The organism is Caballeronia sp. GAFFF1 (assembly GCF_023630705.1).
In the GTDB taxonomy this organism is placed as follows: Bacteria; Pseudomonadota; Gammaproteobacteria; order Burkholderiales; family Burkholderiaceae; genus Caballeronia.
Genome location: NZ_JALQEM010000019.1, coordinates 154982 through 168341, shown reverse-complemented (window position 1 = coordinate 168341; position 13360 = coordinate 154982). Strand labels below are relative to the sequence as shown.

At 64.3% G+C, this 13360-nt stretch carries 16 protein-coding genes; 5 read left to right on the top strand and 11 right to left on the bottom strand.

The window, feature by feature from the left end; translation table 11 throughout:
• Position 1: 1 nt before the first annotated feature.
• Positions 2 to 451, top strand: a complete 450-nt coding sequence (locus tag NCR37_RS10685; protein ID WP_502800509.1) for a type IV pilin protein — start codon at positions 2 to 4, stop codon at positions 449 to 451.
• Between the two features lie 13 nt (positions 452 to 464).
• Here NCR37_RS10685 and NCR37_RS10680 read toward each other — a convergent pair whose 3' ends face one another.
• From NCR37_RS10680 to NCR37_RS10665, 4 genes are all read right to left on the bottom strand, one after another.
• A complete protein-coding gene (locus NCR37_RS10680) occupies positions 465 to 974 on the bottom strand; it encodes a DUF3318 domain-containing protein (protein WP_250472965.1) in 510 nt (169 codons plus the stop codon).
• Between the two features lie 69 nt (positions 975 to 1043).
• A complete protein-coding gene (locus tag NCR37_RS10675) occupies positions 1044 to 1424 on the bottom strand; it encodes a phage holin family protein (RefSeq protein WP_175944917.1) in 381 nt (126 codons plus the stop codon).
• 215 nt (positions 1425 to 1639) lie between these two features.
• Positions 1640 to 1942, bottom strand: a complete 303-nt coding sequence (locus NCR37_RS10670) for an ElaB/YgaM/YqjD family protein (protein WP_175944915.1) — start codon at positions 1940 to 1942, stop codon at positions 1640 to 1642.
• 289 nt (positions 1943 to 2231) lie between these two features.
• Complete coding sequence (locus tag NCR37_RS10665; RefSeq protein WP_250472964.1) at positions 2232 to 3422, bottom strand: acyl-CoA dehydrogenase; 1191 nt, start codon at positions 3420 to 3422, stop codon at positions 2232 to 2234.
• Between the two features lie 102 nt (positions 3423 to 3524).
• On the opposite strand from NCR37_RS10665, the gene NCR37_RS10660 reads away from it, so the two are divergent.
• Positions 3525 to 4313, top strand: a complete 789-nt coding sequence (locus tag NCR37_RS10660) for an IclR family transcriptional regulator (protein ID WP_250472963.1) — start codon at positions 3525 to 3527, stop codon at positions 4311 to 4313.
• 11 nt (positions 4314 to 4324) lie between these two features.
• On the opposite strand, the gene kynA is transcribed toward NCR37_RS10660, so the two are convergent.
• The 3 genes from kynA to kynB are packed head-to-tail and all read right to left on the bottom strand — an operon-like array spanning position 4325 to position 7116.
• The gene (gene kynA, locus NCR37_RS10655) at positions 4325 to 5200 is read right to left on the bottom strand and encodes a tryptophan 2,3-dioxygenase (RefSeq protein WP_250472962.1); all 876 of its coding nucleotides are present in this window, start codon (positions 5198 to 5200) and stop codon (positions 4325 to 4327) included.
• Positions 5201 to 5211: 11 nt separating this feature from the next.
• Positions 5212 to 6462, bottom strand: a complete 1251-nt coding sequence (gene kynU / locus NCR37_RS10650) for a kynureninase (RefSeq protein WP_250472961.1) — start codon at positions 6460 to 6462, stop codon at positions 5212 to 5214.
• Between the two features lie 27 nt (positions 6463 to 6489).
• Positions 6490 to 7116, bottom strand: a complete 627-nt coding sequence (gene kynB, locus NCR37_RS10645; protein WP_250472960.1) for an arylformamidase — start codon at positions 7114 to 7116, stop codon at positions 6490 to 6492.
• A 131-nt stretch (positions 7117 to 7247) separates the two neighbouring features.
• On the opposite strand from kynB, the gene NCR37_RS10640 reads away from it, so the two are divergent.
• Positions 7248 to 7745 carry an Lrp/AsnC family transcriptional regulator gene (locus tag NCR37_RS10640; RefSeq protein WP_175944902.1) on the top strand — a complete coding sequence of 166 codons (498 nt, stop codon included), beginning with the start codon at positions 7248 to 7250 and terminating at the stop codon, positions 7743 to 7745.
• 7 nt (positions 7746 to 7752) lie between these two features.
• Here NCR37_RS10640 and NCR37_RS10635 read toward each other — a convergent pair whose 3' ends face one another.
• Complete coding sequence (locus tag NCR37_RS10635; RefSeq protein ID WP_250472959.1) at positions 7753 to 8265, bottom strand: flavin reductase family protein; 513 nt, start codon at positions 8263 to 8265, stop codon at positions 7753 to 7755.
• 282 nt (positions 8266 to 8547) lie between these two features.
• On the opposite strand from NCR37_RS10635, the gene msrA reads away from it, so the two are divergent.
• A complete protein-coding gene (msrA, locus tag NCR37_RS10630) occupies positions 8548 to 9099 on the top strand; it encodes a peptide-methionine (S)-S-oxide reductase MsrA (RefSeq protein ID WP_250472958.1) in 552 nt (183 codons plus the stop codon).
• On the opposite strand, the gene NCR37_RS10625 is transcribed toward msrA, so the two are convergent.
• The 3 genes from NCR37_RS10625 to pdxH all read right to left on the bottom strand — a co-directional run bounded on the left by NCR37_RS10625 (position 9089) and on the right by pdxH (position 12188).
• Positions 9089 to 10111, bottom strand: coding sequence for a DUF72 domain-containing protein (locus NCR37_RS10625; protein WP_350029057.1), 1023 nt, complete (start codon positions 10109 to 10111; stop codon positions 9089 to 9091). The two genes, msrA and NCR37_RS10625, sit on opposite strands and share 11 nt — an antisense overlap.
• Positions 10112 to 10164: 53 nt before the next feature.
• A complete protein-coding gene (locus NCR37_RS10620; RefSeq protein WP_250472957.1) occupies positions 10165 to 11379 on the bottom strand; it encodes a class I SAM-dependent methyltransferase in 1215 nt (404 codons plus the stop codon).
• Positions 11380 to 11546: 167 nt separating this feature from the next.
• Positions 11547 to 12188 carry a pyridoxamine 5'-phosphate oxidase gene (pdxH, locus tag NCR37_RS10615; protein ID WP_250472956.1) on the bottom strand — a complete coding sequence of 214 codons (642 nt, stop codon included), beginning with the start codon at positions 12186 to 12188 and terminating at the stop codon, positions 11547 to 11549.
• A 289-nt stretch (positions 12189 to 12477) separates the two neighbouring features.
• Here pdxH and NCR37_RS10610 point away from each other — a divergent pair, with 289 nt between their 5' ends.
• On the top strand, positions 12478 to 13317 hold the full coding sequence (locus tag NCR37_RS10610; protein ID WP_250472955.1) for a tRNA threonylcarbamoyladenosine dehydratase: 840 nt from the start codon (positions 12478 to 12480) through the stop codon (positions 13315 to 13317).
• Positions 13318 to 13360: the final 43 nt, after the last annotated feature.

Here is a 13360-nt window from a genome sequence, read left to right as displayed (position 1 = left end):
AATGAGATCAAGCGCGGGCTTCAGCCTGCTCGAACTGATGATCGCGCTGGGCGTCGCGGCGATCATCGCGACGTTCGCCATTCCTGCGTATCAGTCGCATGTGGCGAAAGCGCATCGGCTGACCGCGGCTGCCGCGCTTTTCAAGGCGGTGCAGTTCGTGGAAAGCGCGCGACTGTCGCAGACCGGCGCGGGCACCGTTGCGCTGAGCGCGGGCATCGACCAGGCGCCGTCGGGCGGAACGGCGGTCTACCGCCTCACGCTGTTGCCCGAGTCCGCGACCAACGGCGGGTACACGATCGAAGCGGCACCTGTGTCGCCTGGCCCGATGGACGCCGACGCATGCGGCGTGTTCGCCATCGACGCGACCGGCTCGCGCTCGAACCGGCTGACGGATGGCGCAGCGACGCTCGACGCGGCCAAATCGGCCGCGTGCTGGACGGGCAAGGGATGATGCGGCTAGGCGGCTAGAAGACGGTCGGGTCGACGGCGTCAGTGGACGTTTCCACGCTCGTGGCCTTCATCTGTTGCCAGATGCGCCAGCCTTCCCAAGCGGCCAGCCCGAGTCCGCCCCATTTGATAAGCGGCTTCGCGCCGCGCAACAGCCGGGTGCGCACCGGCTTCGTCAACAGCAGCGAAGCGAGCGATCCGACCACCGGATATTGCTTGAAGAGGAAGCTGAACTTGCCCGCGCCGCCGCGGCCGAGCATCGAATCCAGCACGCCGGCGATGGTGCCACGCGGCGATGTATTGCGGATTCCACGTCTCGCAGGGCGGCTTCCCGGCACCAGCATGCCGATGAGCGGCAGATGCGCGACGTTGTCGCGCAATTCGTGCGTGGCTTGCCGCAGTTCCATGCGTTCGACATCCGCGCGCGCAAGCAGCAATTCCTTGCGCAGCGTGCGCATGCCGGGCGTGCGAAGCTGCTGCTGAACTTCCTGCTTGGCTGCGCTTGAGGTGGCGTCGTTATGGCTCATGATCGAACGGGCAAGTGAGTTTCGCGTGGAAAGAAAGAGATCGCGTTCAAAGGCGTCGCGCGGCGGCGCTTAGTTGAACATATCGCGGTCCTTGCGGAACTGGTCGAGCGTGTCGTCGAACAGATGCGGCGCATCGCTCAACTTGCCGCGCGCGCGCAGGCCGCATCCAATGGCGAGCACCGCGTACAGCAGCGTGATGCCGCCGAGCGCCTGCCAACGATACGTATCCCAAAAGAATATGGCGATGAGCACTGTCAGCGAGATCAGCGCCATCATGGCGAGCAGCATGGCCGCGAGCCCGAGGAAGAGGACGCCGATGAGCCTGACTTTTTCTTCCTGCAACTCGATGCCGATCAGTTCCAGCCGGGTCTCGAAGATGGCGAAGGCGGAACTCACAATGCGGCGCAAGGGTCCGGGGGACGAATCGCGCGGTAGCCGTTCTGTCGTCATGGTTTGGGTGCGAGAGCGCGTTGGGTGCCGCTTGGATGTTTCCGGCCGATGCACGAAGCAAGGAGCCGGCGCGAAAGTCGAGCCGCGCGCCGGATAAGAGCGTCGCAGTTCGAACTGATTCGATCCCGGAGGACCGCATCGGTTACGGATTTAGCAAGCCTCGGGCCATTGCGGCGAAAAAAATGCTGCCCGCGCGAGCGGGCAGCATGGAACGACTACTTACGATTAATGAGCAGACCGATCACCATGCCGATGCCCGCCGCAATTCCGATGGACGCCCACGGATGCTCGTGAACGTAATCGTCGGTGGCGCGCGCCGCTTTACGGCCGCGCTCGACCACGACGACTTGCGCGTCGGCGGCTTTTTCCTTGGCTTGTTTCAGGCGCGACATGGCGCTTTCGCGCAGCTCGGAAGCGCGCTCGCCCGTGGCGGCAGCGGCTTGCTTGAGCAGGTCTTCGGCGTCAGCGAGAACGGTTTTGATATCCGACATGAATCGCTCCTTATTGGTATCTGACATTGAAAGCTCCATCGGTGAGGCTACGGGCATCGTAACCAAAGATGCCATCGCTGACGAGGAGGCTTTGCTGCAGCGGCTTGCGGATGCAGGTTCCGTTCCAGTCGCTTGCCGCCGTGGCGCTGCGGGCGGGCCGCTCGCGCTGAAGCCGGCCCACTGTCTAGCATGGAGACGATCTGGCCCGTAAAAGTTTCAGCCGCGCATCGAAAGTTACAAAACGGCTGCGGTCGCGCATCAACGAAAAAGGCCGGTCGTGCCAGGACCGGCCTCTTCGCGAATGGCGGCTTGCGCGTTAGAAAAACGCCTGAATACCGGTTTGCGCACGCCCGAGAATCAGCGCGTGAATGTCGTGCGTGCCTTCATACGTGTTGACCACTTCCAGATTGACGAGATGCCGCGCCACGCCGAACTCGTCCGAAATGCCGTTGCCGCCCAGCATGTCGCGGGCAAGGCGGGCGATCTCCAGTGCCTTGCCGCACGAATTGCGCTTCATGATCGACGTGATCTCGACGGCCGCCGTCCCTTCGTCCTTCATGCGGCCAAGGCGCAGCACGCCTTGCAGCCCGAGCGTGATTTCGGTTTGCATGTCGGCGAGCTTCTTTTGAATCAGCTGATTGCCGGCAAGCGGGCGACCGAACTGCTTGCGATCCAGCGTGTATTGCCGCGCCGTATGCCAGCACGCTTCCGCCGCGCCGAGCGCGCCCCACGAGATGCCGTAGCGCGCCGAATTGAGACACGTGAACGGTCCCTTGAGGCCGCGCACGTTCGGCAGAAGGTTGTCCTCCGGCACGAACACGTCGTCCATCACGATTTCGCCGGTGATCGACGCGCGCAGTCCGACCTTGCCGTGGATCGCGGGCGCCGACAGCCCCTTCCAGCCTTTTTCGAGGATGAAGCCGCGGATCTCATCGCGGCCGTCTTCTTCCAGCTTCGCCCAGACGACGAACACGTCCGCGATCGGCGAGTTGGAGATCCACATCTTCGCACCGGACAGCGAATAGCCGTCGGGCACTTTCCTGGCGCGCGTGGTCATGCTGGCCGGGTCCGAGCCCGCGTTCGGCTCCGTCAGTCCGAAACAGCCGATCCACTCGCCGCGCGCCAGCTTCGGCAGATACTTCTGCTTTTGCGCCTCGCTGCCGAACGCGTGAATCGGCACCATGACGAGCGACGATTGCACCGACATCATCGACCGATAGCCGGAGTCCACGCGCTCGACTTCCCGCGCGATCAAACCGTAGCTCACGTAGTTGAGCTCCGGTCCGCCGTACTGCTCCGGAATCGTGGGGCCGAGCAGACCGAGTTCGCCCATTTCGCGAAAGATGGCCGGATCCGTCTTTTCCTCGCGAAACGCCTGCATCACGCGCGGTTGCAACTTGTCCTGCGCGTAGGCGCGCGCCGCGTCGCGCACCATGCGTTCTTCTTCGGTCAATTGTTGATCCAGAAGCAGCGGATCTTCCCAGTTGAAGCGGGCGGCGTCGGCCATCGCGTTCTCCTCAAGTCGTGGAAAGCGCCATCGCGCGGCGCTTGACGTTGGTTCCGCTGTGCGAAACAATGTTCTGAAAACGAACTCTCAGTTTAGCATTCGATGCAAGCCGATTCCAACTCAGCCTCCACCGCCAAAACGCCGCCCGAAGGCATCGACGAGCGGCGGTTCGTCGTCGCGCTCGCACGCGGTCTCGATATGTTGCGCGCGTTTCGCCCGGGCGACACGCTGCTCGGCAATCGCGATTTCGTCGAGCGGACCGGCTTGCCGAAGGCGACCGTCAATCGCCTCGCGTACACGCTCGCGACGCTCGGCTATCTGCGTTTCGACGAAGCCGCCGGCAAGTACGCGCTCGACACCGGCGTGCTGTCGCTGGGCTTCGCGCTCCTCGCGGGGGCGGACACGCTCGAACTCGCGCGGCCGCACATGCGCGCGCTCGCGCGCGAGATCGGCGCGGCGGTGTCGCTCGGCTGCCGCGACGGGCTCGACATGATTTATCTCGAAACCATCCGCAGCGAGACGGCGCTGACGCTCGGGCTTGCGCCCGGCTCGCGCCTTTCGATGCTCACGAGCTCGATGGGCCGCGCGTATCTCGCGGTACAGGAGCCGGCCGCGCGGGCGGCGTTGTTGGAAGAATTGGGAAGAACGGAGGGCGCGGCGCGCGTCGCGGCCGCCGAGCGCGCGATCGACGACTACGCCCGCGACGGCTGCTGTTACTCGTTTCGCGAATGGCATGATGACGTCAACGCGATCGCCGCGCCGTTTCGCGACGAGCGCAATGGCCGCTGGCTCGTGTTGAGCAGCAGCGGCCCGGCTTCGTCGATGAACGAAGCGTATTTCCGCGAAACCATCGGACCGAAGCTGCGGGCGCTGGCCGCGCGGCTCGCGTGAACGGTGAACGCTCAGAGGAGCGTGCGCACGTGCCAGAGCTCCGGAAACAACACGACGTCGAGCATCTTGCGCAGATACGATGCGCCCGCCGTGCCGCCCGTGCCCTGCTTGAAGCCGATGATCCGCTCGACGGTGGTCACATGACGGAAGCGCCACTGGCGGAACGCGTCTTCCAGATCGACGAGTTCTTCCGCCATTTCATACAGTTCCCAATGCTTCGACGGCTCGCGATAGACCGCGAGCCACGCGGCTTCAACTGACGCGTCGTGCGTGGTCGGCTGCGTCCAGTCGCGTTCGAGGCGCGCGGGATCGATCTCGAAACCGCGTCGCGCGAGCAGGCGAATCACTTCGTCGTAGAAAGAGGGCGCTTCGAGCGTCGCGCGCACCTCGCCGAGAATGTCCGGCCGATGCGCGTGGGGCTTGAGCATCTGCGCGTTCTTGTTGCCGAGCATGAACTCGATCTGCCGATACTGATGCGACTGAAACCCCGACGACGCGCCCAGATACGGCCGCATCGCGGTGTACTCGGAAGGCGTCATCGTCGCGAGGACGTTCCACGCTTGCACGAGCTGCTCGAAGATGCGCGACACGCGCGCGAGCATCTTGAACGCGGGCGGCAGCTCGTCACGATGCACCGCGCCGAGCGCCGCGCGCAGTTCGTAGAGCGCGAGCTTCATCCATAGCTCGCTTGTCTGATGTTGCACGATGAACAGCATCTCGTTGTGATCCGGCGAGAGCGGATGCTGCGCGGTCAGAATCGAATCGAGGCCGAGATAGTCGCCATAGCTCATCGAATCCGAGAAATCGAGCCGCGCGTCGTGCCAACCGTCTTTGTCTTGCGCCGCCGCCGTGCCGTGGCCGAACGGACAACCCTTGGTTTCGCTCATCGTCTCAGTCCTCAAGTCACCGACGCGCGTTCGGCGAACTCGGGCGTGCGCCAGCTTTCAGTCGCGAGCACGTCGCGCAGCACTTCGACCGCATCCCACACATCGACGAAACGCGTGTAGAGCGGCGTGAAGCCGAAGCGCAGAATGCCCGGCTCGCGATAGTCGCCGATCACGCCGCGCGCAATCAGCGCCTGCATCACTTCGTAGCCGTGCGGATGCTCGAAGCTCACCTGCGAGCCGCGCCGTGCGTGGTCGCGCGGCGTCGCGAGCGTGAGCGGAAACGCGCCGCACCGCGCCTCGACCAGCGCGATGAACGCATCGCCGAGCGCGAGCGACTTGCGCCGCAGCGCCTGCATGTCGGTTTGCAGGAACACATCGAGTCCGCATTCGACGAGCGCCATCGAAACGATCGGCTGCGTGCCGCAGAGAAAGCGGCCGATGCCGTCGTCCGGGCGATATACCGGGCTCATCTCGAACGGTTTTTTGTGGCCCCACCAGCCGGAAAGCGGCTGGGAGAATGCGTTCTGGTGACGCTTCGGCACCCAGACGAAGCCGGGCGATCCCGGGCCGCCGTTCAGATACTTGTACGTGCAGCCCACTGCGTAGTCCGCGCCGACGCCGTTGAGATCGACCGGCACCGCGCCCGCCGAATGCGCGAGGTCCCACACCGCCAGCGCGCCCGCGCGATGAATGGTCTCGGTGAGCGCGGCCATGTCGTGCATGGCGCCGGTGCGGTAGTTGACGTGCGTGATCATCGCGATGGCCGTGTTTTCGTCGATGGCGGCCGGCAATTCGGCGGCATCGTCGACGAGACGCAGTTCGTATCCGCGATCCAGCTGCTCGATCAAGCCCTGCGCGATGTAGAGATCGCTCGGAAAGTTCGAGCGTTCGGAAACGATCACGCGGCGCTTCGGGTCGCGCTCGTTCGCGAGCTTCAGCGCGGCGGAGAGCACCTTGAAGAGATTCGCGGAAATCGTGTCCGTCACGACGACTTCATCTTCTTCGGCGCCGATCAGCGAACTCAGCTTGTTGCCTAGGCGCTTCGGCAGCGCGAACCAGCCCGCCGTGTTCCAGCTTCGAATCAGACCTTCGCCCCATTCGCTGCCGATCACGCTCGCGGCGCGCGCGGCGGCGGCTTTGGGCGGCACGCCGAGCGAATTGCCGTCCAGATAAATGACACCGTCGGCGAGCGCGAACTGGTCGCGCAGGCGGGCGAGCGGGTCGTCGCGGTCGAGGGCGGCGGCGTCGTCACGAGATTTCATCGAAAAGTCCATGTGTTCGGGGAAGATTCAGGGAAGCGGGCGCAGAACGGCGCGCACGGGGCTTGCATCGAGCGTCGCGAACTTGAGCGGGAGCGCGATCAGTTCGTAAGCGCCGGGCGCGACGGCATCGAGCACGAGTCCTTCCAGAATCGCCATGCCGTGCGCGCGAATGCGGCGGTGCGCGTCCATCGTCTTCGATTCCTGCGGATCGAGCGACGGCGTGTCGATGCCGACGAGCTTCACGCCCTTCGACGCCAGCAGGTCGATGGTTTGCGGCGCGACCGCGCAGAACGCGCTGTCCCACGAGTCGAGCGGCGCGCGTTCATATGTGCGGATGAGGACGCGCGGCGGCGCGTCGTCGAGATGCGCCGCGATCATCTCCGGCGTCACGACGGGCGCAGCGCCGATGCAATGCACGACGCGGCACGCGCCGATGTACGTCTCTAGCGCGACCTCGCCGATTGCCGCGCCGTGTTCGTCGTAGTGCAGCGGCGCGTCGGCATGCGCGCCGGTGTGCGGCGAAAGCGTGAGACGCGCAACGTTCACCGGCGACCCCGCTTCCATCCGCCAGACGCGCTCGATGCCGACAGGCGTGTCGCCCGGCCAGACCGGCGTCGCGGCGGCGATCGGAGGCGAGATGTCGATGAGCGTCATGGCGGCCTAGCAGAGAGCGGGGAGATGCGTCAAATCATAGCCGCGTTATCTTGAAAAGTGATTGCAAAATAACCACCCGAAAGGTTTGTGGCTAGAACATAATTCGAGGAAACGGGCTAGGAGACTCAAAAGTGACCGGATTCACGCTCGATGCAACGGATTGCCGAATTCTGGCCGTGCTGCAGGAAGATGGACGGATCAGTAACCTGGACCTCGCGGAGCGCATTTCGCTGTCGCCCTCCGCCTGCTTGCGGCGCATGCGCCTGCTCGAAGAAGAAGGCGTGATCGCGAGTTACCGCGCGTGTCTGGACCGCGAGCGGCTGGGCATCGAACTCGAGGCGTTCGTGCACGTCTCCATGCGCAACGATCAGGAGAACTGGCACGAGAAGTTCGCGGCGGCGGTGCGCGAGTGGCCGGAAGTGGTCGGCGCGTTCGTCGTGACCGGCGACACGCATTACGTGCTGCGCGTGCTGGCGCACAATCTCAAGCACTACTCCGATTTCATTCTGACGAAGCTGTACAAGGCGCCGGGCGTGATCGATATCCGCTCGAATATCGTGCTGCAAACCATGAAGGACGACGCGGGCGTGCCGGTCGCGCTCATCGAGCAGCCGGCGCGCGGCGCCTGAGCCGGCGTTACTCCAGCGGCCCGAGCGAGTGGAAGCCGCCCGCCTGAAAGACGAGCGGCGCAATCTCCGAGGCGTCTTCGCGCACGCCGCAGCGTTCCACCTCGCCGACGAAGATTACGTGATCGCCTTCGTCGTAGCGGCTGCGGTTGTGGCATTCGAACCAGGCGAGCGCGCCGTCCAGCACCGGCATGCCGCTGTCGCCCGCCGCGTGCGAGACACCCGCGAAGCGGTCGCCCTTGACCGTCGCGAAGCGCCGGCACAGGTCCAGTTGCGAAGCGGCCAGCACGTTAATGACGTAGTGACTGTTCGCGCGAAACACGGGCATCGACGCCGAGCGCGTCGCGAGACTCCACAGCACGAGCGGCGGATCCAGCGAAACGGAATTGAACGAGCTCGCCGTGATGCCGATCAACTGGCCGGAATCCGTGCGCGTCGTGATGACGGTGACGCCCGTCGCGAACTGGCCGAGCGCGGCGCGAAACGCGGTGGGATCGAAGTTCGGAGATTTGGCGCGTGTCATCGGGCAAGTGGGCGGTCGAATAGGTCTTGTAGCACCAGACAAGCCGAGTGTCGTGCTGCGTGTCGTGCTCGCGTCGGACGAACCTTTCTTGAAGCCATGTAAAAGCTGGAGATTGACTCGATTCTAGCGGAATCGGCTGCTTCGAGCCGCCATAAGCCAGTACGGGCAATGTGGGCAACGCCGCTTTGCAAAAGCCGGTAAGCTCGGCGGCATTGAATAAGCGGCTTCGCGCATCAATATGGATGGTCCGCGGCGTGGCCGCTGCACTTGAGAGGAGCAGGCATGAACCAGCAAGCGAGACTCGAAACCGCGACGCTCGGCGGCGGTTGTTTCTGGTGCACCGAAGCCGTGTTTCTGGCGGTGGAAGGCGTGCAGTCCGTCGAATCCGGCTACGCGGGCGGCCAGGTGGCGAATCCGTCGTACGAGCAGGTGTGCGACGGCGATACCGGGCACGCGGAAGTCGTGAAGGTCGTGTTCGATCCCGAGGTTATCGGCTATCGCGAGATTCTCGAAATTTTCTTCGCGACGCATGATCCGACGCAGCTCAACCGTCAGGGCAACGACGTCGGCACGCAGTATCGCTCGGCCGTGTTCACGCATTCGGATGAGCAGCGCTGGATCGCGCAGGAAGTCATCGAGGAACTGCAGCGCGAAGACGTCTACGGCGGCAAGATCGTGACCGAAGTGACGCCGCTACGCGACGACTACTATCCGGCCGAGGCGTATCACCAGAACTTCTTCGCGCAGCATCCGAATCAGGGTTATTGCGCGGCGGTCGTCGGTCCCAAGGTCGCGAAGTTTCGCAAGAAGTTCGCGCATCGCCTCAAGGCGTAACGGCGCGCAAGGCGGACTGCGCGCGCTCGCAGCGCTCTGCGATGCCGCGCGCCAGTTCGAAGCACGTCAACGGGGCGGAGCCTTCCGCCTTGTTGTTCACCGCGATGACCACCGGCTGGCCCGCGAAGGCGTAACGCGCGGCCAGTTCCGCGAGCGCCTCGCGCGTCTCACGGTCTTCATCGACGATTCTGTCGAACGGCTCGTACTTGGCCTTCGCCTGTTCATAGCGAAAGCCGCTGTGCAGACTCCAGCGCACGACGAGCGGTCCCATCTTTGCCTCATCCAGCAGCGCCAGCGCCTTCGCCTGACGGCGCACGTCCGGCATGCGCGCATGCACGCCGATGCAGTAGCGCACGTTCGCGTCGCGCAGCGCGCGGATGAAGCGCGGCGTCAGCATGACCGCGTCGCGCAACTCGACGGCGTAACACGCTTCGCCTTCGAGCGGCGGCAACGCGGCGAGGAACGACCCGAGCCGCTCGACGAAGCGCGACGGCTCCACGATCATCGCGTCCGGCAGCGGCGGGAACTGGAAGACGAGCGCGCCGGTCTTCGCCCCGAGACCGCTTAGGCACGGCGCGACGAACTCGTCGATGGCGATCTGCGCGTTAAGGAAAGCGGGATTGTCGGCGGCGGGCAATCCGCGTTCGCCGCGAATGAAAGCATCGGTGACCGAAGCGGGCGCCTTCACGATAAACCTGAAATTCGCCGGCACCTGCGACGCATACCGCGCGTATTGCGCGACCGAAACCGGCCCGTAAAACGACCGGTCGATGGACACGCCACGCAACAGCGGATGCGCGGCGTAGGCGGCGAGGCCGTCGCGCGAAAGTGTGGTGTTCGCGTACGCGTCGCCGTACACGATGCCTTGCCAGCCCGGAAACGACCACGTCGACGTGCCGAGATGCACGTTCGCCGGCAGACGTTTCGCGATGGCTACGTGTTCGCGGTTAAACGGCGCGGGCAGCACGCCGCGCGTCTTCGAAACGACAGCAGGCTCGGGCGCGCCGAACAAATCGCACTGTTCGTCGTCGCCCGCGCCTGCTTCGATGGCGGACGGTTCCCGGCTCAGAGCGGCTTCTCGTAGATATAGCGCCGCGACCACGGCAGTGTCTTCGCGCTGCGCCCCGCCTTGCGGCAGATCACCTGATAGAGCGACACGTCGTCGTTCTCGAACGCGTACGCGCAACCGGCTAGATACACGCGCCAGATGCGGAACTTCTCGTCGTCCACCAGCTTGCGCGCTTCTTCGGCGTGCGCCTCGAAGCGCTCGGCCCAGATATCGAGCGTACGCGCGTAATGGCGGCGCAGGCTTTCGACATCGACCGCTTCCAGCCCGCCGCGCTGCATGCTCTCCAGCGCGAGGCTGATATGCGGCAGCTCGCCGTCCGGAAACACGTATTTGTCGATGAACTCGCCGCCGCCGAGCGACGTCTCGCCGCTATCCGCATCCGACGACGTGATGCCGTGGTTCATCGCGATGCCGTCATCGACGAGCAGTTCACGCATCTTCGCGAAGTAGCCCGCCAGATTCTTGCGCCCGACGTGCTCGAACATGCCGACGCTCGTGATGCGGTCGAACTGGCCTTCCACGTCGCGATAGTCTTGCAGGCGGATCTCGATCTGGCCTTCGAGACCGGCGCCCTTCACGCGCTGTGTGGCGAGCTTGAACTGGTTCTCGGACAGCGTGATGCCCACGCACTTCGCGCCGAATTTCTGCGCCGCGCGAATGACGAGCGCGCCCCAGCCGCAGCCGATATCGAGCAGCCGATGCCCCGGCTGCACCTGAATCTTCGTGAGAATGTGGTCGATTTTCTTGATCTGCGCGGTGTCGAGGTCTTCGTCGCCGTTCTCGAAGTACGCGCAGGAATACACCATGTTCTTGTCGAGCCAGAGCTGATAGAACTCGTTCGATACGTCGTAGTGATACTGGATAGCCTTTTTGTCCGACGCCTTCGAGTGATTGAAGTAGCGTCGCACGCGGGCGAGCTTGCTCGCATTCGTCACGGTGCTTCTCGCGAGCGAATAGCCGATGTTGATGATGTCCGAGAGCTTGCCCTCGATATCGATCTTGCCTTTGACATACGCCTCGCCCAGATTGTCGAGGCTCGGCTCCAGCAGATACGGCAGCGCGGTCGCGCTTTTCACATGCAGCGTCACGGCAGGCGCGGCAAAGCGGCCGAAGTCGTGTTGCTGTCCGTCCCACAGCACGAGGCGCGCGGGCAAGTTGGCCTGCTCGCGGACTTCCTCGACCCACTGCGTCAGCTTCTTCTCCCAGAACATGCTTGTTTCTCCGCGCTAAGAAAATCAAGGTGGAAGGCGTGAAGCCTTCATGTTCGTCTGCCGTGTTGCTGCGCCGGCTTATTGTCTGCGCGCCGCGTGAGCACGGCTCGCTTTACGTTGTGCTTACAAATAGTGCGTGTGTCGTAGTGCGCGAAGCGTGGGGCTCTTTACGGCGCGAGCCGCATGATGCGCCACGGCGCGTCGCCGCCTTCGCGCGTATAAACCATGCGATCGTGCAGCCGCGACGGCCGGCCTTGCCAGAACTCGATGGTTTCCGGCACGAGCCGGTAGCCGCCCCAATGCGGCGGGCGCGGCGGCGCGTCGCCGAATTTCGCCATCATCTCGCGTTCGCGCGCTTCGAGCGCCTCGCGGCTCGCGAGCGGACGGCTCTGGTCCGAGGCCCACGCGCCGATGCGCGAGCCGAGCGGACGCGAGGCGTAGTAGGCGTCGCTTTCCTCGTCGCTCGTCTTGACGACCGTGCCTTCGATGCGTACCTGACGCTCCAGTTCGATCCAGTGAAAGAGCAGGCTCGCCGCCGGATTGGCGGCCAACTCGCGCCCTTTGCGGCTTTCGTAATTGGTGAAGAACACGAACCCGCGTTCGTCGACACCCTTGATGAGAACGATGCGCGCCGACGGACGGCCCTCTGCGTTCACGGTCGCGAGCGTCATCGCGTTGGGTTCGGGCAGCTTGGCGTCGAGCGCCTGGGCGAACCACGCCTCGAACTGGCGCACGGGGTTCGGATCGATGTCGGCGGCGTCGAGCGCGCCGCGCGAATAGTTTTTACGAAGGTCTGCGAGGGTCGTCATTTTTATGCGAACGCTACAGTCGCGTCAGTATAGCCAAGGTGAAACGTTCTTGCCCTGATTACGAAATTCGCGCAATGACGCGCGTCAAAGCCGCCGCTTTTACCGTCACGCGATCATGCGAAGATGCGGCGCGCCTATCACGCCTTCCGTTTCGATAAGGCAGAATACGCAATTCAGCCGGATTTTGCATGAAGGGACTGCCAACTTTTGTGCAACCGACAGCCGCGCGTAAGCCTTGTCGCGCGGTGCTCGCCGGCAAGCCGCTTCGTTTCCATCTGCCCCGAGCGCCATGACCCCATCCGATGCCACCGCCACGCTTCCCGTTGAAGACACCGTCGACCGCGAACGGCGCTTCGGCGGCATCGCGCGTCTCTATGGCCCGAGCGCGCTCGCGGCGTTCGAGCGCGCGCATGTCGCGGTGATCGGCATTGGCGGCGTCGGCTCGTGGGTCGCGGAAGCGCTGGCGCGCAGCGCGGTCGGCACGCTGACGCTCATCGATCTCGACAACGTCGCGGAGAGCAACACCAACCGCCAGATTCACGCGCTCGACGGCAACTACGGCAAGGCGAAAGTCACCGCGATGGCCGAGCGCATCAAGCTCATCGATCCGGCGTGCGACGTCCGGCAGATCGAAGACTTCGTGGAGCCGGGCAATTTCGACGCGACGCTCGGCGGCGGCTTCGACTTCGTGGTGGATGCGATCGACAGCGTGCGCACCAAAACCGCGCTGATCGCGTGGTGCGTCGCGCGCAAGCAGCCGCTCATCACGGTGGGCGGCGCGGGCGGGCAGCTCGATCCGACGCGCATCCGCATCGACGATCTCGCGCTCACCATTCAGGACCCGCTGCTTTCCAAGGTCCGCGGCCAGTTGCGCAAGCAGCACGGCTTTCCGCGCGGACCGAAAGCGCGTTTCAGGGTGAGCGCGGTGTATTCCGACGAGCCGCTCATTTACCCCGATTCGCCGGCGTGCGACATCAGCGAGGGCGCGGAGCATCTCGAAACGGCTTCGGGCTATGCAGGTCCGGTCGGTCTCAATTGCGCGGGCTTCGGATCGAGCGTGTGCGTGACGGCGAGCTTCGGTTTTGCGGCGGCGGCGTTCGTGCTGCGCGAACTGGCGAAGCGTTCCTGATCGAACAAACAACAACGGCCAGCCGTTTTGTGGCTGGCCGTTG